A 20,476-nucleotide genomic window follows, 5' to 3' on the forward strand; every position below is an offset into this window, starting at 1 on the left:
ATCTAAGCTCTTTTAACCCGAGCAGCGGGGATGGAACGGCACACCTTCGTGCCACGCGGGCGCTCTTTCAGAAAAGCGCCTGATTGAAAACCGGATCGGCAATGCGTTGCCGGTCCACTAGCCAAAGGCTTTGGAAATCACCATGTCCGACCGTTTCGAACTCTTCCTCACTTGCCCCAAAGGCCTTGAAGGCCTGCTCATCGAGGAAGCCGTCGGGCTTGGCCTTGAAGAAGCGCGCGAGCACACTTCCGCCGTGCGTGGCATGGCGACCATGGAAACCGCTTATCGCCTGTGCCTCTGGTCGCGTCTGGCCAACCGCGTGTTGCTGGTGCTCAAGCGCTTCCCGATGAAAGACGCTGAAGACCTGTACCACGGCGTGCTCGACATCGACTGGCAGGACCACATGCTCAGCGACGGCACCCTGGCCGTCGAATTCAGCGGCCACGGCTCGGGCATCGACAACACCCACTTCGGCGCCTTGAAAGTCAAAGACGCCATCGTCGACAAGCTGCGCACGCCGCAGGGCGACCGCCCGTCGATCGACAAGCTCAATCCGGACCTGCGCATTCACCTGCGTCTGGATCGCGGCGAAGCGATCCTCTCTCTCGACCTCTCCGGCCACAGCCTGCACCAGCGCGGCTATCGCTTGCAGCAGGGCGCGGCGCCGCTGAAGGAAAACCTCGCGGCCGCAATCCTCATTCGTTCCGGCTGGCCGCGCATTGCTGCCGAGGGCGGCGCACTGGCTGACCCGATGTGCGGTGTTGGTACGTTCCTCGTCGAAGCGGCGATGATCGCCGCCGACATGGCACCCAACCTGCGCCGTGAGCAGTGGGGCTTCACCGCCTGGCTGGGTCACGTTCCGGCGTTGTGGAAAAAACTCCACGAAGAAGCTGTGGAACGCGCTGCGGCCGGCCTGGCCAAGCCACCGCTGTGGATTCGCGGTTACGAAGCCGATCCGCGTTTGATCCAGCCAGGGCGCAACAACGTTGAACGCGCCGGTCTCAGTGAGTGGATCAAGATTTATCAGGGCGAAGTCGCGACGTTCGAACCGCGTCCGGACCAGAACCAGAAAGGCCTGGTCATCTGCAACCCGCCGTACGGCGAGCGTCTCGGTGACGAAGCCAGTCTGTTGTACCTCTACCAGAACCTCGGCGAGCGGCTGCGTCAGGCCTGCCTGAACTGGGAAGCGGCGGTGTTCACCGGTGCCCCGGACCTGGGCAAGCGCATGGGCATCCGCAGCCACAAACAGTATTCGTTCTGGAACGGCGCGCTGCCGTGCAAGCTGCTGCTGATCAAGGTCCTGCCGGACCAGTTCGTCACTGGCGAGCGGCGCACCCCGGAACAGCGTCAGGCCGAGCGCGAACAAGCGGCCTACGATCAAACCCCGGACGAGCCGCAGGAACGCAAGTTCAACAAGAACGGCAACCCGATCAAGCCGACCCCAGCCCCGGCACCGGTGATCGAACAGCCGCGCTTGAGCGAAGGCGGGCAGATGTTTGCCAACCGCCTGCAAAAGAATCTCAAGGCCATGGGCAAGTGGGTCAAGCGCGAAGGCATCGATTGCTACCGTGTCTACGATGCCGACATGCCTGAGTATGCGATGGCCATCGACCTGTACCACGACTGGGTGCACGTTCAGGAATACGCCGCGCCGAAATCCATCGACCCGGAAAAAGCCTCGGCGCGCATGTTCGATGCGCTGGCAGCGATTCCGCAGGCGCTGAACGTCGACAAGAGCCGCGTGGTGGTCAAGCGTCGCGAGCGTCAAAGCGGCACCAAACAGTACGAGCGTCAGGCGGCGCAGGGCAAGTTTGTCGAGGTCAATGAAGGCGGAGTGAAGCTGCTGGTCAACCTCACCGACTACCTCGACACCGGTCTGTTCCTCGACCACCGGCCGATGCGCATGCGCATTCAGAAAGAGGCCGCCGGCAAGCGCTTCCTCAATCTGTTCTGCTACACCGCGACCGCCAGCGTGCACGCGGCCAAGGGCGGGGCGCGCAGCACCACCAGCGTCGACCTGTCGAAAACCTATCTGGACTGGGCGCGCCGCAACCTGTCGCTGAACGGTTTCTCGGACAAGAACCGTCTGGAGCAAAGCGACGTGATGGCCTGGCTGGAAAGCAGCCGCGACGAGTACGACCTGATCTTCATCGACCCGCCGACGTTCTCTAACTCCAAGCGCATGGAAGGCATCTTCGACGTGCAGCGTGATCAGGTGCAGTTGATCGATCTGGCGATGGCGCGTCTGGCACCCGGTGGCGTGCTGTATTTCTCCAACAACTTCCGCAAGTTCCAGTTGGAGGACAACCTCGCCGAGCGTTACGCGGTCGAGGAAATCAGTGCGCAGACCATTGATCCGGATTTCGCCCGCAATACCAGGATCCACCGCGCCTGGAAAATCACGGCTCGTTGACGCCTGCCGGGATTGGATCCTCAGAGCCTTGATTTTAAAAGGCTCCGTGGATCCGCCCGCGCTAGCTAAATTAGTGGCTAATAGCTATAACTCACACACGGTCAATGGGGTTTTCCCGTAATGCTCGCGCAGTGAGTGGTCTTTATGTCGTTGCACCCCGTGCGCCCGAAGATACTGGGCTTTATCAGTGAAGACGTCTCGGCCTGGCTGGTCGCGATGCTGGTATTGCTCGCCGGCGGAATTCTCACGGGGTTGCTCGCCTGGGCCAGTTACAACCAGTTTCAGCAGCAACTGCGTCAGCGCTTCCAGTTGCTGGCCAACGAGCGCTACAGCCGTATCGAAGAGCGCTTTCAGGATCAGGAACAACGCCTCGATAGCCTGCGGCGGTTCTTCGCCAATTCCGAATCAGTGTCCCGCGCCGAATTCGACGGTTACTCCCGACCGTTATTGCTGCGCACTCAAGCCTATACCTATGCCCCCAGAATCAGCGGCGCCGAACGTGCGCTGTTCGAGCAACGCGCGCGTGATGAAGGCCTGAGCACGTTCAACATCCGCGAACTGGACGCAAACGGCGAACTGCAACTGGCCGCGCCGCGCGATGAATACGTGCCGGTGCTGTACACCCAGACGCAGAGTCGCCTGCCGGCGCCGCTGGGCTATGACTTGCTCGCTCAGCCATTGCGCCGCGAAACCCTGCAACGTGCCGACCGGCTGCGCAGCCTGGTGGTGTCGCAACCGATGCATCTGGTCGGGATAGAACCGTCGTATGCGCGCGGGGTGTTGCTGCTGGCACCGGTGATTCGCCCAGACGAGGCACAGCCGTTCGGCTATGTGATGGCGGTGATCAGCATGCGCCAGTTGCTCGCCGACGGCTTGCCGGATGCGCTGCATGATTATCTCTCGGTGCGCATTATCGATCTGTCGACCCATGACCAGCATGAGGTGCTGTTCGAGTCGAGCAATCAAGCGGTGCCGAGCGATCTGGCGGCCACGCGACTGGTGCGCATGGCCGACCACGACTATCAGGTCGATATCCTGCCGAGCGAAGGGTTCATGCAGGCTAATCACTCGTCCGTCAGCAGCGTGGTTGTGCTGGGCAGTTTGCTCAGTCTTTTGCTCAGCGCGCTGCTTTATGTGCTGGTCAGCCAGCGCCAGCGCGCCTTGCGTCTGGTTGAACTGCGCACCCAGGAGCTGCATGCCAGCGAACAGGAACTGCGCGGCACCCACGGCCAGCTGCGCGGCGTGCTCAACGCAGCGACCCAGGTGGCAATCATCGCCACGGACTTGCGCGGTGTGATCAATACGTTCAACCCCGGCGCCGAGCAGATGCTCGGCTACAGCAGTAGCGAAGTCGTCGGGCGCATGACCCTGGAAAACCTGCACCTGCCCCGCGAACTGGCCGCCCGCGCGGCCGAGCTGAGTGCGCGCTACGGCAAAAGCATTCCGACCTGCCATGCGATGCTGGTCGAGGGCGGCGAAGTCGGTGGCCATGAAGCCCGCGAATGGACGCTGGTGCGCAGCGACGGCAGTCACCTGCCGGTCAACATGCTCGCCACCCCGGTGCTTGATGAACAAGGTTTGTGGGTCGGGCATCTGGCGATCTGCATCGACATCACCGAGCGCAAACGCGTGCACGAAGTGCTGGCGGCGCGCGATGTGCTGCTAAAGAAGCTCAGCGCCCATGTGCCCGGAGGCATCTACCAGTTCAAGATGGAATTTGATGGACGCTTCAGCGTGATCTATGCCAGCGACGGTATCCGCGAGATCTACGAGCTGGAGCCGGACGTGCTGCTGTTCAACGCCGAGGCGATTTTCACCCGGATTCATCCGCAAGACGTGACCCGCGTACGCTCGTCAATCCGCGCCTCGGCCGAAAGCCTCAGTCCGTGGCGCGAGGAATACCGCGTACAACTGCCCGAGCGCGGCCTGCGCTGGGTGCGAGGTGAAGCGACGCCGGAGGAGCAGCCGGGTGGGGGCGTGTTGTGGCACGGCTACATCTCGGACATCTCCGACCTCAAACGCGTAGAAGAAGAACTGCGCGCGTTGTCGATCACCGACTCGCTGACCGGCATTCACAACCGCCGCTACTTCCAGGAGCGCCTGACCACTGAAATGGCGCGGGTCGAGCGCGGCGGTGGCGAATTGTCGGTGATCATGCTCGACATCGACCACTTCAAACGGATCAACGACCACTACGGCCACGCCGTGGGCGACCGGGTGTTGCAAGCCGTGTGCGAGCGGATCGGCCATCGCCTGCGCCGCACCGATGTGTTCTGCCGTCTGGGCGGCGAGGAGTTCATGGTGCTGTGCCCGGACATCGACGGCGAACACGCCTATATGCTGGCCATGGAGCTGTGGGAAGGCCTGCGCAGTGCACCGGTGGACGTGGTCGGCGTGGTCACGGCGAGTTTCGGCATCGCCAGCTGGCGACCGGGGGAGGGCGCGGATGCGTTGCTGCTGCGCGCTGACTCGGGCGTGTATGCAGCGAAGCAGAACGGTCGGGATCGGGTTGAGCGTCAGTCCGTTTGATATGGAAGCCAACACAATAACCTGTGGGAGCTAGCCTGCTAGCGATTGCATTGTGTCAGTCACTATCTCAGGTGACTGACCCTCCGCTATCGCCAGCAGGCTGGCTCCCACAGGGGTTATGTGTTGGTCAGAGGACCGAAGCGGTCTGCGGCAGTTTCGGCTGTTTGTACAGGTCCAGCAGCACCTGATCGAGCACCGACGATGCGCCGAACGGTGCCTTGTCATTCAGGATCGCCACCACCGCCCAGGTGTTGCCATTCACATCCCGGCTGAACCCGGCAATCGCCCGCACGGTGTTCAACGTACCGGTCTTGATGTGCGCTTCACCGCGCATGGCGGTGGTCTTCAGGCGTTTGCGCATGGTGCCGTCGGTACCGGCGATCGGCATCGAGCTGATGTATTCGGCGGCATACGGGCTGTGCCATGCGGCTTGCAGCATGCTCGCCATTTCACGGGCGCTGACGCGTTCGGCGCGGGACAGGCCGGAGCCGTTCTCCATCACCAGATGCGGCGCGGTGATGCCCTTCTTCGCCAGCCACTGGCGTACTACACGTTGCGCGGCTTTGGCGTCGTCACCGTCGGCTTCGTTGCGGAAACGCTGACCGAGGCTGAGGAACAGCTGCTGGGCCATGGTGTTGTTACTGTATTTGTTGATGTCGCGGATGATCTCGGCGAGGTCCGGCGAGTAGGCGCGCGCCAGCAGCTTGGCATTGCTCGGCGTTGAAGCGAGACGATCCTGGCCCTGAATGCTGCCACCCAGTTCTTTCCAGATCGCGCGCACGGCACCAGCGGTGTAGGTCGCGTGGTCGAGCAGCGACAGGTAGGTCTGCGAGCTGCAGCCTTCGCCCAACTGCCCGGCGACGGTCACGTTGACGCTGCCGTCAGCCTGCGGCACCGGGTTGTAACGCACGCCGCCGGTGCACTGCTTGGACGGCAGCGCCTTGACGGTGTTCTGGATATGGATGCTGGCGATCGGCGGTTCAACCGAAATCAGCACACGGCCACCGTCGTTGCGCGCGACGAAGCGCAGCGCCTTGAGGTTGACCAGCAACGAGTCCGGCTTGACCAGGAACGGCTTGTTGTCGTCATTGCCATCGTCGTTGAATTCCGGCAGTTGCGGCTGAATGAAGAAGTTGCGGTCGAGCACCAGATCCCCGGTGATCTGGGTCACGCCATTGGCGCGCAGGTCGCGCATCAGCAGCCAGAGCTTTTCCATGTTCAGCTTTGGATCGCCGCCACCCTTGAGGTAGAGGTTGCCGTTGAGAATGCCGCCGCTCAGGTCGCCGTCGGTGTAGAACTCGGTTTTCCACTGGTGGTTGGGGCCGAGCATTTCCAGCGCCGCATAAGTGGTCACCAGTTTCATCGTCGAAGCCGGGTTCACCGACACGTCGGCGTTGAACACGGTCGGCGTGCCCGGGCCTTCCAGCGGCACCATCACCAGCGACAGGGCGCTGGGCTGCAGTTTGCTGGCCTTGAGGGCTTTTTCGACGTTGGGGGTAAGGGCGGTGTTGATGGTGGCAGCGGAAACAGGCAGGGCCAGCGGCAGAAGAAGGCCGGCGAGAAGCAATGGACGCAACGATTTGATCATATGAAATAAAACCCTACAGCCGAGGGGGAAATAAACGAGGGCATGGATGAAAAAGCCCTCAGTGGTCATGAAAGTGTCGGCATTATGCCCCAAGCTGTAACAGCTTGTGCCTTGTCGGGGCGTTGCAAATCGTTATTTTTTACAGGCGGTCGGCCACAGAGGCCAGAGAGTCGGGCAATCGCCGGCTTAAACTGGTAAAGTGCCGGCCGTTATTACTTAAGAGGATTGTTCCAATGGCGACTAACCGTTCCCAGCGTCTGCGCAAAAAACTGTGCGTTGATGAATTTCAAGAGCTGGGTTTCGAACTGAACCTGGACTTCAAAGAAGACTTGTCCGAAGAAGCCATTGACGCTTTCCTCGAAGCATTCATCAAAGAAGCCATGGAAGCCAACGGTCTGGGTTATGTCGGCGGCGATGACTTCGGTCTGGTGTGCCTGCAGAAGCGCGGCTCGGTCAACGAAGAGCAGCGCGCTGCCGTTGAAGCCTGGCTGAAAAACCGCTCCGAGCTGACCAAGTACGAAGTCAGCCCGTTGCTGGACGTGTGGTATCCGGAAAAGCCGATCAACGCGGCCAAGTGATACTGAAAAGAACGGCGGCCTGAGGGTCGCCGTTTTTTTTCGTCTGGGGTTTGGGGGTTCGGCTTGGGTTCAGCGCTGAGCCAGACCCTCACCCCAGCCCTCTCCCAGAGGGAGAGGGGGCCTATCTGGGCGCAGTCAGTTCCCTCTCCCTTTGGGAGAGGGTTAGGGTGAGGGGTTTTTGATCTTAAGCTTTGCGCCAATTGAGGATCACCAGCGTCAGCACCCCCGCCACAATCCCCCAAAACGCAGAACCAATCGAAAACAACGTCAACCCCGACGCCGTAACCATAAAGGTAATCAGCGCCGCCTCACGTTCTTTCACCTCGGTCATGGCAATGCTCAAGCCGTTGATGATCGACCCAAACAGCGCCAATGCAGCAATCGACAGCACCAGCTCTTTCGGCAGCGCGGCAAACAGTGCCGCCAACGTCGCGCCGAACACCCCGGCGATTCCGTAGAAAATCCCGCACCAGACGGCAGCGGTATAACGTTTGTTGCGATCTTCGTGGGCGTGCGGGCCGGTGCAGATGGCCGCGCTGATGGCGGCAAGGTTGATGCCGTGCGAGCCGAACGGCGCCAGCAGCAGCGAGGCGATGCCGGTGGTGGTGATGAGCGGCGAGGCCGGGACGGTGTAGCCGTCGGCGCGCAGGACGGCGACGCCGGGCATGTTCTGTGAGGTCATGGCCACCACGAACAGCGGGATGCCAATGCTGATGGTCGCGGCCAGTGAAAAGTGCGGCGTGGTCCAGACCGGGGTGGCGACTTCCAGGTGGAAGGCGCTGAAGTCGAGCAGGCCCATGACGCCTGACAGCGCGGTGCCGACCAACAGGGCGGCGAGTACCGCATAGCGTGGCGACAGCCGTTTGATCAGCAGATAGGTGAAGAACATCCCCAGCACCAGCCCGGTACGGTGCTGCGCGGCGACGAAGATTTCGCTGCCGATCTTGAACAGGATGCCGGCCAGCAATGCCGCGGCCAGTGAGGCGGGGATCTTCTTCACCAGCCGTTCGAAGCTGCCGGTCAAGCCGCAGAGGGTCACCAGCACTGCGCAGGTGATGTAGGCACCGATCGCCTCGCCGTAGCTCACACCGCCGAGGCTGGTGATCAACAGTGCGGCGCCGGGCGTCGACCAGGCGATGGTGATCGGCGTGCGATAGCGCAGCGACAGGCCGATCGAACACACCGCCATGCCGATCGAGATCGCCCAGATCCACGAGGAAATCTGCCCGCTGGTCAGACCCGCCGCTTGTCCGGCCTGGAACATCAGCACCAGGGAGCTGGTGTAACCGGTCATCATCGCAATGAAGCCGGCGACGATGGCGGACGGTGTGGTGTCGGCGAGGGGACGCAGGCGGGCGTGGGTGGCGTCAGTCATGACGATGGTGTTCCTTATACCAATGGAGATCCCCGCCACAACACAGATCCTGTAGGCCTTCGCCTGCTCGCGATAGCGTTGTGTCATTCAACCATTAATTGACTGACCTACCGCTATCGCGAGCAGGCGAAGGCCTACAGGGGGTTAGCGTTGAAGGCGGATTCTGCGATCAAGCCTAAACTCAAACCCGAGGGATCGTTGCAATACAGCCGAACGCACAAACAGCCGTACAGTCGTGTTGCCACCATTCATTGTGTACAATCGCGCTGTTTTTTACGCGATACTTGCCAGCGACCTACTGTGCCGTATTACAGTCACGGTCTATTCGCCGCAGTTCTTCCGACCCGAGTGCCCATGAACGAACAGTTGCAACCCCTCAAGAAACAACCGCGAGCAGGCAAAGCCGGGCGCAGCGGAACCCAGGACGATATTGTCTACGCGCATATCTTCGAGGCGATCCTCGAGCAGCGTCTGGCGCCCGGCACCAAGTTGAGCGAAGAAGCGCTGGGGGAAATCTTCGGGGTCAGCCGCACCATCATTCGCCGCGCGCTGTCGCGTCTGGCCCATGAAGGCGTGGTGTTGTTGCGGCCCAACCGTGGCGCGGTGGTCGCCAGTCCGAGCGTTGAAGAAGCGCGTCAGGTGTTTCTCGCGCGCCGCCTGGTCGAGCGTGCGATCACTGAACTGGCCGTGCAGCACGCCACGGCCGAGCAGATCGCCGAATTGCGACAAATGGTCAATGACGAACGCGACAGCTTCTCGCGCGGCGATCGCGGTGCCGGTATTCGTCTCTCGGGCGAATTTCACCTGAAACTGGCGGAAGCGGCGATGAACGCGCCGTTGATCAGTTTCCAGCGCAGCCTGGTCTCGCAGACTTCGCTGATCATTGCCCAGTATGAAAGCGGCAACCGTTCGCACTGTTCGTACGACGAACACACCCAATTGATCGACGCCATCGAAAAACGCGACGGTGAACTGGCGGTAAACCTGATGATGCATCACATGGATCACATCGACAGCAAGCTCAACCTCGACGAGGAAGGCGCGTCGGATGACCTGCATGCGGTGTTCTCGCATTTGTTGCAGACCAAGAAGCCGGGACGCTCGAGCGCCAAGCTCTGAGCTGACACCGAGTTGGCCCCATCGCGAGCAGGCTCACTCCTACATTGGATCTTCAGTGGCCACAAAATGTGTGAACAACAAAGATCAACTGTAGGAGTGAGCCTGCTCGCGATAGCAATCTGACAGGCAATAATAAATCCCCTGAACTGAAAAGTACCGGGGGATTTTTTATGTCTTGGGAAAGCTTAACGCTGATGCACCAAAGTCCCCGCCGCATACGTCTGCGCCACCGTGCGGTCATCCCCCAGCGTCATCAGTACAAACAACGTTTCGGCAATGTTATTGGACTGCTTCAACCGGTAGCTCAGCAGCGGCGTAGCGTTGTAATCCAGCACCAGGAAATCCGCATCGGAGCCCGGTTGCAGGTTGCCGATTTTATCCTCCAGACGCAGCGCCCGCGCACCGCCCAGCGTCGCCAGATACAGCGACTTGAACGGGCTCAGCCGCGCGCCCTGCAGTTGCATCACCTTGTACGCTTCGTTGAGCGTCTGCAGCAGCGAGAAGCTGGTACCGCCGCCGACATCCGTACCGAGGCCGACATTGAGCTTGTGCTTTTCCGCCATCGGCAGGTTGAACAGGCCGCTGCCGAGGAACAGGTTGGACGTCGGGCAGAACGAGATCGCCGAGCCGGTTTCCGCCAGCCGCGCGCATTCTTCATCGCACAGGTGCACGCCATGGGCGAACACCGAGCGCTCGCCGAGCAGCTGATAGTGATCGTAAACGTCGAGGTAACCTTTGCGTTCCGGGAACAGCTCCTTGACCCACTCGATTTCCTTGAGGTTCTCGCTGATGTGGGTTTGCATGTACAAGTCCGGGTATTCGGTCAGCAGTTGCCCGGCGAGGGTCAGTTGTTCCGGGGTGCTGGTCGGCGCGAAGCGTGGCGTCACCGCATAGTGCAGGCGGCCCTTGCCGTGCCAGCGCTCGATCAGCGCCTTGCTCTCGACATAGCTCGATTCGGCGGTGTCGACCAGATAATCCGGGGCGTTGCGGTCCATCATCACCTTGCCGGCGATCATCCGCAGGTCGAGTTTCTCGGCTGCTTCAAAAAACGAGTTCACCGATTGCGGGTGCACGCTGCCGAACACCAGTGCGGTGGTGGTGCCGTTGCGCAGCAGTTCCTTGATGAAAATGTCCGCGACCTCGTCGGCGTGGGCCTTGTCGCCGAACTGGCTTTCGCAGGGGAAGGTGTAGGTGTTGAGCCAATCGAGCAATTGCTCGCCGTAGGAGCCGACCATGCCGGTTTGCGGCAGGTGAATGTGGGTGTCGATAAAGCCCGGGGTGATCAGCGCGTCCTGATAATGCTTGATTTCAATGTCCGCCGGCAGGGTCGGCAGCAGGTCGCTGGCGTGGCCGAGGGCACTGATCTTACCGCCATCGACCACCAGCAGGCCGTCCTCGAAATATTCGCAGGAGGCTTCGATGCCGACTTCGGCGGGGTCGGCAATGCTGTGCAGGATGGCGGCGCGGTAGGCTTTGCGAGTCAGAGGCATGAGGGTTCTCTAATCAGTTTGAGGCTTTGAGTTTGGCGGACTGGCTGCGGCGCGAGGCCGGCAGCAATCGGGCAATCGGTTCGGCGCTGGCGCTGTGCTGGCCGAAATTGGCGTTGTAGGTGGCGATGATCTCGCCGGCGATGGAAATGGCGATCTCCACCGGCAGTTTGCCTTTGACTTCGCTGATGCCCATCGGGCAGCGCATGCGTTGCACCACGCTGGGGTCGAAGCCACGATCACGCAGGCGATGTTCGAACTTGACGCGTTTGTTCTTCGAGCCGATCAAGCCGAACCAGGCGAAGTCGTTGCGTTTGAGAATGGCGGCGGTGAGTTCCAGGTCGAGCTGATGGTTGTGGGTCATGACGATGCAATAGCTGCCGGCGGGCAGATCATCGATTTCATCCACTGGCTCTTCGCTGACGATTTTACGCACGCCGTGGGGGATGTGCTCAGGGAATTCCGCCTCGCGCGAATCGATCCAGCGCACCCGGCAGGGCAGGCTGGCGAGCAGCGGCACCAGGGCGCGACCGACGTGGCCGGCGCCGAATACGGCGATTTGCGCCTGCACCTGGCCCATCGGTTCGAACAGCAACACCGTCGCGCCGCCGCAGCACTGGCCGAGGCTGGCACCGAGGCTGAAACGCTCCAGATGGGTGTCCTGCTTGCCGCTGGCGAGCATGTCGCGGGCGATCTGCATGGCCTTGTATTCCAGGTGCCCGCCACCGATGGTGTCGAACATCCGGTGGGCGCTGACGACCATTTTTGAGCCGGCATTGCGTGGCGTCGAGCCGAGCTCTTCGATGATCGTCACCAGCACACAGGGTTCGCCCTGGTTCTGCAGGTCGGCGAGGGCGTCGATCCAGTTGTACATAAACACCTCTCAGATCATTCCCACGCTCTGCGTGGGAATGCATCACTGGACGCTCCGCGTCCGCTGTTCAGGGAGCGACGCAGAGCGTCGCGGGCTGCATTCCCACGCGGAGCGTGGGAACGATCATCAACATCTTCGTTGTCTGTTCGGGCCTCATCGCGAGCAGGCTCACTCCTACATTTGGAATGCGTTCCCCTGTGGGAGTGAGCCTGCTCGCGATAGCCGCGCCTCGGTCCTAGAGCGGAGCCAGCTCGGTTTCAGCTTCGACAGCTTTCACCGCTTTGAGCTGGCGCATCTGCTCACACCCCCACAACACCCGCTCCGGGGTCGCCGGTGCGTCGATTTTTGGCTGATGCTTGTAGTCACCCAGGCTCGCCACCGCATCCTTGATCGCGCACCAGGCGGCAATCCCGAGCATGAACGGCGGTTCACCGACAGCCTTGGAATGGAACACCGTGTCTTCCGGGTTCTTGCGGTTTTCCACCAGCTTCACCCGCAGGTCCAGCGGCATGTCCGCCACTGCGGGGATCTTGTAACTGGCCGGGCCGTTGGTCATCAGCTTGCCCTTGTTGTTCCAGACCAGCTCTTCCATGGTCAGCCAGCCCATGCCCTGTACGAAACCGCCCTCGACCTGACCGATGTCGATCGACGGGTTCAGCGAGGCGCCGACGTCGTGCAGGATGTCGGTGCGCAGCATCTTGTACTCGCCGGTCAGGGTGTCGACGATCACTTCGCAGCACGCCGCGCCGAAGGCGAAGTAGTAGAACGGACGACCACGGGCCTGACTGCGGTCGTAGTAGATTTTCGGGGTCTTGTAGAAGCCGGTGCTCGACAGCGACACCTGATTGAAATACGCCTGCTGGATCAGCGCTTCGAAGGTCAGAATGTGCTCACGCACGCGCACATGGCCGTTGCGGAACTCGACGTCTTCTTCGCTGACCTTGAAATGCCGCGCAGCGAATTCGACCAGACGTTGCTTGATGGTTTGCGCCGCGTTCTGCGCCGCTTTGCCGTTGAGATCGGCACCGCTGGAAGCGGCGGTCGGCGAGGTGTTTGGCACCTTGTCGGTATTGGTCGCGGTGATCTGCACGCGGTCGATGTCCACCTGGAACACTTCAGCCACGACCTGGGCGACTTTGGTGTTCAGGCCTTGGCCCATCTCCGTGCCGCCGTGGTTCAGATGGATGCTGCCGTCGGTGTAAATGTGGATCAGCGCGCCGGCCTGATTGAGGAAGCTGGCGGTGAAGGAAATGCCGAATTTCACCGGCGTCAGCGCCAGACCCTTTTTCAGGATCGGGCTGTTGGCGTTGTAGCGACGGATCGCTTCGCGGCGCTCGGCGTACTGGCTGCTTGCTTCCAGTTCGGCGGTCATTTCCTCGAGCATGTTGTGCTCGACGGTCTGGTAGTAGTGGGTGACGTTGCGTTCGGTCTTGCCGTAATAGTTGGCCTTGCGCACCGCCAGCGGGTCGAGGTTGAGATGGCGGGCAATCGCGTCCATCACTTCTTCGATGGCGACCATGCCTTGCGGGCCGCCGAAACCGCGATAGGCGGTGTTCGACGCGGTGTTGGTCTTGCAGCGGTGACCGTTGATGGTCGCATCGCCGAGGTAATAGGAGTTGTCCGAGTGGAACATCGCGCGGTCAACGATCGACGCCGACAGGTCCGGCGAGCAGCCGCAGTTGCCGGCCAGGTCCATGTTGATCCCGTGCAGGCGGCCGCTGCTGTCGAAGCCGACGTCATACTCGACGTAGAACGGGTGGCGCTTGCCAGTCATCAGCATGTCTTCGACACGCGGCAGGCGCATCTTGGTCGGCTGGCCGGTGAGGTGCGCGACCACGGCGCACAGGCACGCGGGGCTCGCGGCCTGGGTTTCCTTGCCGCCGAAACCACCGCCCATGCGGCGCATGTCGACGACGATTTTGTTCATCGACACATCGAGCACTTCGGCGACCAGTTTCTGCACTTCGGTGGGGTTCTGTGTCGAGCAGTAGACGATCATGCCGCCGTCTTCGGTGGGCATCACCGAGGAGATCTGCGTCTCCAGATAAAAGTGTTCCTGTCCGCCGATGTGCAGCGTGCCTTGGATGCGATGTTCGGCGCTGGCCAGAGCGGACGCTGAATCGCCACGCTGGTGGGTGTGGCTGTCGAGCACGAAGTGGCGTTTGCGCAAGGCGTCGACCACGTCGAGCACTGGCTCCAGGTCTTCGTATTCGATGATCGCGGCCATCGCCGCTTTACGTGCGGTTTCCAGGTCTTTCGCCGCGACGGCGAGCACCGGTTGCCCGACGAACTGCACATCGTCGATGGCCAGCAGCGGATCGCCCGGCAGCAACGGGCCGATGTCTTTCAGGCCCGGCACGTCTTCGTGGGTGATGACGATGCGCACGCCGTCGAAGGCGTAGCAGGGCTGGGTGTCGATGCTGAGGATTTTCGCGTGGGCGCGGTCCGACAGACGGGCGTACAGGTGCAACTGGTTCGGAAATTCCAGACGATCATCGATGTACTGCGCTTCACCGGACACATGCTTGGCGGCGCTGTCGTGCTTGACGCTGCGGCCGACGCCGGTGGTCAGGTCCCTGGCGAACAGTTCAGCCAGTTCAGCTTGAGTTTTCTCTACGCCGTGATGGTTAGACATAAGCGGTCACCCGAGTCTCGATGTGCGGTGTTTGCAGTTCGATGAAGTATTTGCGCAGCAGATTCTGCGCGCTGAACAGGCGATATTCCTTGCTCGCGCGGAAGTCGCTCAGCGGCGTGAAGTCCTCGGCCAGCGCGGCGCAGGCACGTTCGATCACGGCGTTATTGAACGGCTGACCGAGCAACACGGCCTCGCAATGCGCGGCGCGTTTCGGGATCGCCGCCATGCCGCCGAAGGCGACGCGGGCGTCGGCGATCACGCCGTTTTCCACGCGCAGATTGAACGCGGCGCAGACGGCGGAAATGTCGTCGTCCAGACGCTTCGACACTTTATAGGCACGGAACAACTGCTCGGCGCTGGCGCGCGGGACGATGATTTTCTCGATGAACTCACTTTCCTGACGGGCCGTGACGCGGTAATCGATGAAGTAATCTTCCAGGTTCAGCGTGCGGCGGGTTTCGCCTTTGCACAGCACGATCTGCGCGCCGAGGGCGATCAGCAGCGGTGGCGAATCACCGATCGGCGAGGCGTTGCCGATGTTGCCGCCGAGCGTGCCCTGATTGCGGATCTGCAGGGAAGCGAAGCGCTGCAGCAGTTCGCCGAAGTCCGGGTATTCGGCCTTCAGCGCTTCGTAGCAGTCGGAGAGGGCAGTGGCGGCGCCGATTTCGATACGGTCTTCGAAGGTTTCGATGCGCTTCATTTCCGCGACGTTGCCGACGTAGATCATCACCGGCAAGGTGCGGTGAAACTGCGTCACTTCCAAGGCCAGGTCGGTCCCGCCGGCGAGCAGGCGCGCTTGTGGATAAGCGTCGTAGAGGTCGGCCAGATCGGCCACGGTCAGCGGCACCAGGCAGCGCTTGTCGCCGCTGTTGAGTTCGCCGATATCGGTCGGGGCGATGGCTTTGAGGCGGGCAATGGTTTCGGCTTCGCGGGCGTCGAACTGGTCGGGCTGTTTGCCGCAGCACGATTGCTTTGCCGCCGCCAGAATTGGCCGGTAGCCGGTGCAGCGGCAGAGGTTGCCGGCCAGCGCTTCGTGGGCCTTGGCGTGATCCGGGGCGTCGCTGTTCTTTTGCAGGGCGAACAGCGACATGACGAAACCGGGGGTGCAGAAGCCGCACTGCGAGCCGTGGCACTCGACCATCGCTTGCTGGACGCTGTGCAGCTCGCCCTTGTGTTTGAGGTCTTCAACGCTGATCAGTTGTTTGCCGTGCAGCGACGAGACGAAGGTCAGGCAGGAATTGAGGCTGCGATAACGAATGTGCTCACGCCCGGCGTCATCCGTCTGCAACTCGCCGACCACCACGGTGCACGCGCCGCAGTCACCGCTGGCGCAACCTTCTTTGGTGCCAGGCTTGCCGACATGTTCGCGCAGGTAATTGAGCACAGTCAGATTCGGGTCCAGGGCGTGCTCGCTACGGAGTTCCTGGTTAAGTAAAAACTGGATCACGGAAGGCCTCGCAGACTCATTATTGTTGTTAACCGACGTGAACCGAATTTAGCAGGTCTGACTTTTCGGTCAATGGTTTTCTGACTTAAAGGTCAGGAAAATCGGTTTCGCCGATCAACAACGTGTCTATTCAGTATTGACCCACATCGGTCACTGCGCCTTTTTGCGGGAATCGTGCCAAAAACCGCCGAGTGGGCACTCCGCCATGACCATCCATTTGCGCTACACTGCGCCGCTTGTGCAGATCGATAGAGTTTGAAGGACAACCATGACGTTCAAGGCGCCGGACAGCCTCGCCGAGCAAATCGCTCACCACCTCGCCGAGCGCATCATTCGTGGCGAAATGAAACCGGGAGAGCGCATCCAGGAACAGAAGGTCACACTGGCGCTCAACGTCAGTCGCGGTTCGGTCCGCGAAGCCTTGCTGATTCTCGAACGCCGCCACCTGATCGCGATCCTGCCGCGGCGTGGCGCCCACGTCACCGAACTCACTGCGCACAAGGTGCAGAGCCTGTGCACGCTGATGAGCGAGCTGTACATCCTGCTCGGCAATTCGGTGGCCAATGGCTGGCAAGTGCAGTCGGACATGGCGCCGTTCGTACAGATCCAGCAGCGCCTGACCGGGCATTACGAACGCGGCGATATCCGCAGCTTTGTCGATGACAGCTTCGCGGTGATGCGCGCGGCTTATCCGTTCGCCAACAACCCGTATCTGCAGGAAACCGTTGAGAACCTGCAACCGGCGATGAGCCGTGCGTATTTTCTCGCCCTCGAACAGCGCAAGGCAGAAATGAGCGAATTCCTCGAGCTGTTCGAACGCCTGCTCGCCGCCGTACTCGCCCGTGATTTGCCGCAGATCCGCATCGTGCTGACGGCGTACGCCCAGCGCAGCTGCGATCTGGTGGTGTCTGTCCTGACGGTCGCCTGACGTGCGGCTCAAGTGCATCAAACTGGCGGGATTCAAATCCTTCGTCGATCCGACCACGGTGAACTTCCCCAGCAACATGGCGGCAGTGGTCGGGCCGAACGGTTGCGGCAAGTCGAACATCATCGACGCCGTACGCTGGGTGATGGGCGAAAGTTCGGCGAAGAACCTTCGCGGCGAGTCGATGACCGACGTCATCTTCAACGGCTCGACCAGCCGCAAGCCGGTGAGCCAGGCGAGCATCGAACTGGTGTTCGACAACTCCGACAGCACGCTGCTCGGCGAATACGCTGCGTACGCGGAAATCTCCATTCGCCGCAAAGTCACCCGCGACAGCCAGACCACTTATTATCTGAACGGCACTAAATGCCGGCGTCGCGACATCACCGATATCTTCCTCGGCACCGGCCTCGGCCCGCGCAGCTACTCGATCATCGAGCAGGGGATGATCTCCAAGCTGATCGAGTCCAAGCCCGAAGACCTGCGCAACTTCATCGAAGAGGCCGCCGGTATTTCCAAGTACAAGGAGCGTCGGCGCGAGACTGAAAACCGCATTCGTCGCACCCACGAAAACCTCGCGCGCCTGACCGACCTGCGCGAAGAACTGGAGCGTCAACTCGAACGCCTGCACCGGCAGGCCGAAGCGGCAAAGAAGTATCAGGAATTCAAGGCCGAGGAGCGCCAGCTCAAGGCGCAACTGTCGGCCCTGCGCTGGCAGGATCTGAACGAGCAGGTCGGCCAGCGCGAGTCGATCATCGGCACCCAGGAAATCAGTTTCGAGGCGTTGGTCGCCGAGCAGCGTAACGCTGACGCGGCCATCGAGCGCCTTCGCGACGGCCACCACGATCTGTCCGAGCGCTTCAATCTGGTGCAGGGGCGGTTCTATTCGGTCGGCGGCGACATCGCCCGGGTCGAGCAGAGTATCCAGCATGGCCAGCAACGCCTGCGCCAGTTGCAGGATGACCTGAAAGAAGCCGAACGCGCGCGTCTGGAAACCGAATCGCACCTGGGCCACGACCGCACGCTGCTGCTGACCCTCGGCGAAGAGCTCGACATGCTCACGCCCGAGCAGGAAGTCACCAGCGCCGCCGCCGAAGAAGCCGCCGCCGCACTGGAAGATTCCGAAAGCGTGATGCACGGCTGGCAGGAGCAGTGGGACGCGTTCAATCTGACCTCCGCCGAACCGCGGCGTCAGGCCGAAGTGCAGCAGTCGCGCATTCAGCAACTCGAAGCGAGCATGGAGCGCTTGGCCGATCGGCAGAAACGCCTTGGCGAAGAACGTGCGCTGCTGTCCGCCGACCCGGAAGACGCGGCGATCATGGCGCTCAACGAGCAGCTCGCCGAGTCCGAAGCGACTCTCGAAGATTTGCAGACCAGCGAAGAAGCGCAGGTCGAAAAACTCGAACAGCTGCGCCAGGAATTGCAGCAAGCACTGACCGCCCAGCAACAGGCGCAGGGCGATCTGCAGCGACTCAACGGTCGCCTCGCATCCCTTGAAGCCTTGCAACAGGCAGCGCTTGATCCGGGCACCGGCACCGCTCAATGGCTGAAGGAACACTACCTCACCGAGCGCCCGCGTCTGGCCGAAGGCCTAAAGGTCGAGGCTGGTTGGGAGCTGGCGGTGGAAACCGTGCTGGGCGCCGATCTGCAAGCGGTGCTGGTCGATGACTTCAGCGGCTTCGATTTGTCCGGTTTCAGCCAGGGCGATCTGCGCCTGCTCAGCCCGGCCAGCGACGGCGTGCGCGTGGCCGGCAGTCTGCTGGATAAAGTCGAGGCGCAGATCGATCTGTCGCCGTGGCTCGGTCAGGTCAGACCGGTCGACAGCCTCGAGCAGGCCTTGGTCTTGCGCGGGCAGTTGGGCGCTGGCGAAAGTCTGATCAGTCGCGATGGCTATTGGGTCGGTCGGCACTTTTTGCGCGTGCGCCGGGCCAGCGAAGCGGAAAGCGGCATGCTTGCCCGTGGGCAAGAAATTGAAGCGCTGCACCTCGAGCGCGAGGAGAAAGAAGCCACGGTCGAGGCCATGGAAGCGCGCCTGCAAACCCTGCGTGCGCAACAGCGTCAACAGGAAAACGGTCGCGAGCATCTGCGCCGTTTGCTGCAGGACGAAGCCCGTCAGCAAGGCGAATTGAAAGCGCAGTTGTCCGCCGGCAAAGCCAAGGCCGAGCAACTGACCTTGCGTCGCACGCGCCTCGATGAAGAGCTGGTCGAGCTCGCCGAGCAGCGCGAGCTTGAGCACGAGCAGGTCGGCGAAGCGCGCATGCAATTGCAGGAAGCGCTGGATGCCATGGCACTCGATACCGAGCAGCGCGAGTTGCTGCTGGCCCAGCGCGACAGCCTGCGCGAGCGCCTCGACCGGGTGCGTCAGGAGGCCCGCCAGCATAAGGATCACGCGCACCAATTGGCCGTGCGTCTCGGCTCGTTGCGCGCGCAGCACGACTCCACGCGCCAGGCGCTGGAGCGTCTGGAAATGCAGGCCGAGCGCCTCACCGAAAAACGCGAGCAGTTGAGTCTGAATCTGGAGGAGGGCGAGGCGCCGCTGGAAGAGCTGCGCCTGAAACTCGAAGAACTGCTCGACAAGCGCATGACCGTCGACGAAGAACTCAAGACCGCACAGATCGCCCTCGAAGACGCCGACCGCGAACTGCGCGACGCGGAAAAACGCCGTACCCAGGCCGAACAGCAATCCCAACTGATTCGCGGCCAGCTCGAACAGCAGCGCATGGAATGGCAGGCCCTGACGGTGCGGCGCAAGGCCTTGCAGGATCAGTTGCTCGAAGACGGCTACGATCTCAACGGTGTGCTCGCGACATTGACCGCACAGGCCAGTGAACGCGAAGCCGAAGAAGAACTCGAACGCATCAACGCGCGGATTCAGCGCCTGGGCGCGATCAACCTCGCGGCCATCGACGAATACACGCAACAATCGGAGCGTAAACGTTATCTGGATGCGCAGGATGCCGATCTGGTCGAAGCGCTGGAGACGCTGGAAAACGTCATTCGCAAGATCGACAAGGAGACCCGCAACCGTTTCAAGGATACCTTTGATCAGATCAACGGCGGTTTACAGGCGCTTTTCCCAAAAGTTTTCGGTGGCGGGCGCGCGTATTTGGAACTGACGGGCGAAGATCTACTCGATACAGGGGTGACGATCATGGCGCAGCCGCCCGGAAAGAAGAACAGCACCATCCATTTGCTCTCCGGCGGCGAAAAAGCCCTGACGGCACTGGCCCTGGTTTTTGCCATCTTCAAGTTGAATCCGGCGCCGTTCTGCATGCTCGACGAAGTTGACGCACCGCTGGATGACGCTAACGTTGGACGCTACGCACGCCTGGTCAAAGAGATGTCGCAGACCGTGCAGTTCATCTATATCACCCACAACAAGATCGCCATGGAAATGGCCGAACAGTTGATGGGCGTGACGATGCATGAGCCGGGTTGTTCGCGGCTGGTGGCGGTGGATGTCGAGGAGGCGATGGCGATGGTGGACGCCTAGCGGCGCAGCTGCG

12 protein-coding genes are annotated in these 20,476 nt (G+C 61.5%); 6 read left to right on the plus strand and 6 right to left on the minus strand.

What is annotated here, in order from left to right; genetic code table 11:
* Positions 1-142 precede the first annotated feature (142 nt).
* Together rlmKL and BLU52_RS07360 are read left to right on the plus strand one after the other, a co-directional pair.
* Positions 143-2,413 (plus strand): bifunctional 23S rRNA (guanine(2069)-N(7))-methyltransferase RlmK/23S rRNA (guanine(2445)-N(2))-methyltransferase RlmL, encoded by a 2,271-nt coding sequence (rlmKL, locus tag BLU52_RS07355; RefSeq protein ID WP_090282561.1) that lies wholly within the window; start codon positions 143-145, stop codon positions 2,411-2,413.
* A 144-nt stretch (positions 2,414-2,557) separates the two neighbouring features.
* Entirely contained in the window at positions 2,558-4,942 is a 2,385-nt protein-coding gene (locus BLU52_RS07360; RefSeq protein WP_090282562.1) for a sensor domain-containing diguanylate cyclase, read from the plus strand.
* Positions 4,943-5,069: 127 nt separating this feature from the next.
* On the opposite strand, the gene dacB is transcribed toward BLU52_RS07360, so the two are convergent.
* On the minus strand, positions 5,070-6,530 hold the full coding sequence (dacB, locus tag BLU52_RS07365) for a D-alanyl-D-alanine carboxypeptidase/D-alanyl-D-alanine endopeptidase (RefSeq protein WP_090282563.1): 1,461 nt from the start codon (positions 6,528-6,530) through the stop codon (positions 5,070-5,072).
* Positions 6,531-6,763: 233 nt separating this feature from the next.
* On the opposite strand from dacB, the gene BLU52_RS07370 reads away from it, so the two are divergent.
* Positions 6,764-7,108: a YggL family protein gene (locus BLU52_RS07370; RefSeq protein ID WP_016773843.1), complete on the plus strand. Its 345-nt coding sequence runs from the start codon at positions 6,764-6,766 to the stop codon at positions 7,106-7,108.
* Positions 7,109-7,292: 184 nt separating this feature from the next.
* Here BLU52_RS07370 and BLU52_RS07375 read toward each other — a convergent pair whose 3' ends face one another.
* Positions 7,293-8,483 carry a benzoate/H(+) symporter BenE family transporter gene (locus BLU52_RS07375; protein ID WP_090282564.1) on the minus strand — a complete coding sequence of 397 codons (1,191 nt, stop codon included), beginning with the start codon at positions 8,481-8,483 and terminating at the stop codon, positions 7,293-7,295.
* A 354-nt stretch (positions 8,484-8,837) separates the two neighbouring features.
* Between BLU52_RS07375 and BLU52_RS07380 the strand changes: the two genes are divergently transcribed.
* Positions 8,838-9,602, plus strand: coding sequence for a GntR family transcriptional regulator (locus tag BLU52_RS07380; RefSeq protein WP_039763010.1), 765 nt, complete (start codon positions 8,838-8,840; stop codon positions 9,600-9,602).
* Between the two features lie 185 nt (positions 9,603-9,787).
* On the opposite strand, the gene guaD is transcribed toward BLU52_RS07380, so the two are convergent.
* From guaD to xdhA, 4 genes are all read right to left on the minus strand, one after another.
* The gene (gene guaD / locus BLU52_RS07385; RefSeq protein ID WP_090282565.1) at positions 9,788-11,092 is read right to left on the minus strand and encodes a guanine deaminase; all 1,305 of its coding nucleotides are present in this window, start codon (positions 11,090-11,092) and stop codon (positions 9,788-9,790) included.
* A 13-nt stretch (positions 11,093-11,105) separates the two neighbouring features.
* Positions 11,106-11,963 carry a xanthine dehydrogenase accessory protein XdhC gene (xdhC, locus tag BLU52_RS07390; protein ID WP_090282566.1) on the minus strand — a complete coding sequence of 286 codons (858 nt, stop codon included), beginning with the start codon at positions 11,961-11,963 and terminating at the stop codon, positions 11,106-11,108.
* A gap of 235 nt (positions 11,964-12,198) precedes the next feature.
* Complete coding sequence (xdhB, locus tag BLU52_RS07395; protein ID WP_090282567.1) at positions 12,199-14,598, minus strand: xanthine dehydrogenase molybdopterin binding subunit; 2,400 nt, start codon at positions 14,596-14,598, stop codon at positions 12,199-12,201.
* Positions 14,591-16,045 (minus strand): xanthine dehydrogenase small subunit, encoded by a 1,455-nt coding sequence (gene xdhA / locus BLU52_RS07400; RefSeq protein WP_090282568.1) that lies wholly within the window; start codon positions 16,043-16,045, stop codon positions 14,591-14,593. The genes xdhB and xdhA overlap by 8 nt, the downstream gene beginning before the upstream one ends.
* A 268-nt stretch (positions 16,046-16,313) precedes the next feature.
* On the opposite strand from xdhA, the gene BLU52_RS07405 reads away from it, so the two are divergent.
* Both BLU52_RS07405 and smc read left to right on the plus strand, forming a co-directional pair.
* Complete coding sequence (locus BLU52_RS07405; RefSeq protein WP_090282569.1) at positions 16,314-16,973, plus strand: GntR family transcriptional regulator; 660 nt, start codon at positions 16,314-16,316, stop codon at positions 16,971-16,973.
* 1 nt (position 16,974) lies between these two features.
* Positions 16,975-20,463 carry a chromosome segregation protein SMC gene (smc, locus tag BLU52_RS07410; RefSeq protein ID WP_090282570.1) on the plus strand — a complete coding sequence of 1,163 codons (3,489 nt, stop codon included), beginning with the start codon at positions 16,975-16,977 and terminating at the stop codon, positions 20,461-20,463.
* Positions 20,464-20,476: the final 13 nt, after the last annotated feature.

Origin of the sequence: Pseudomonas granadensis (genome assembly GCF_900105485.1) — a bacterium.
GTDB lineage: Bacteria > Pseudomonadota > Gammaproteobacteria > Pseudomonadales > Pseudomonadaceae > Aquipseudomonas > Aquipseudomonas granadensis.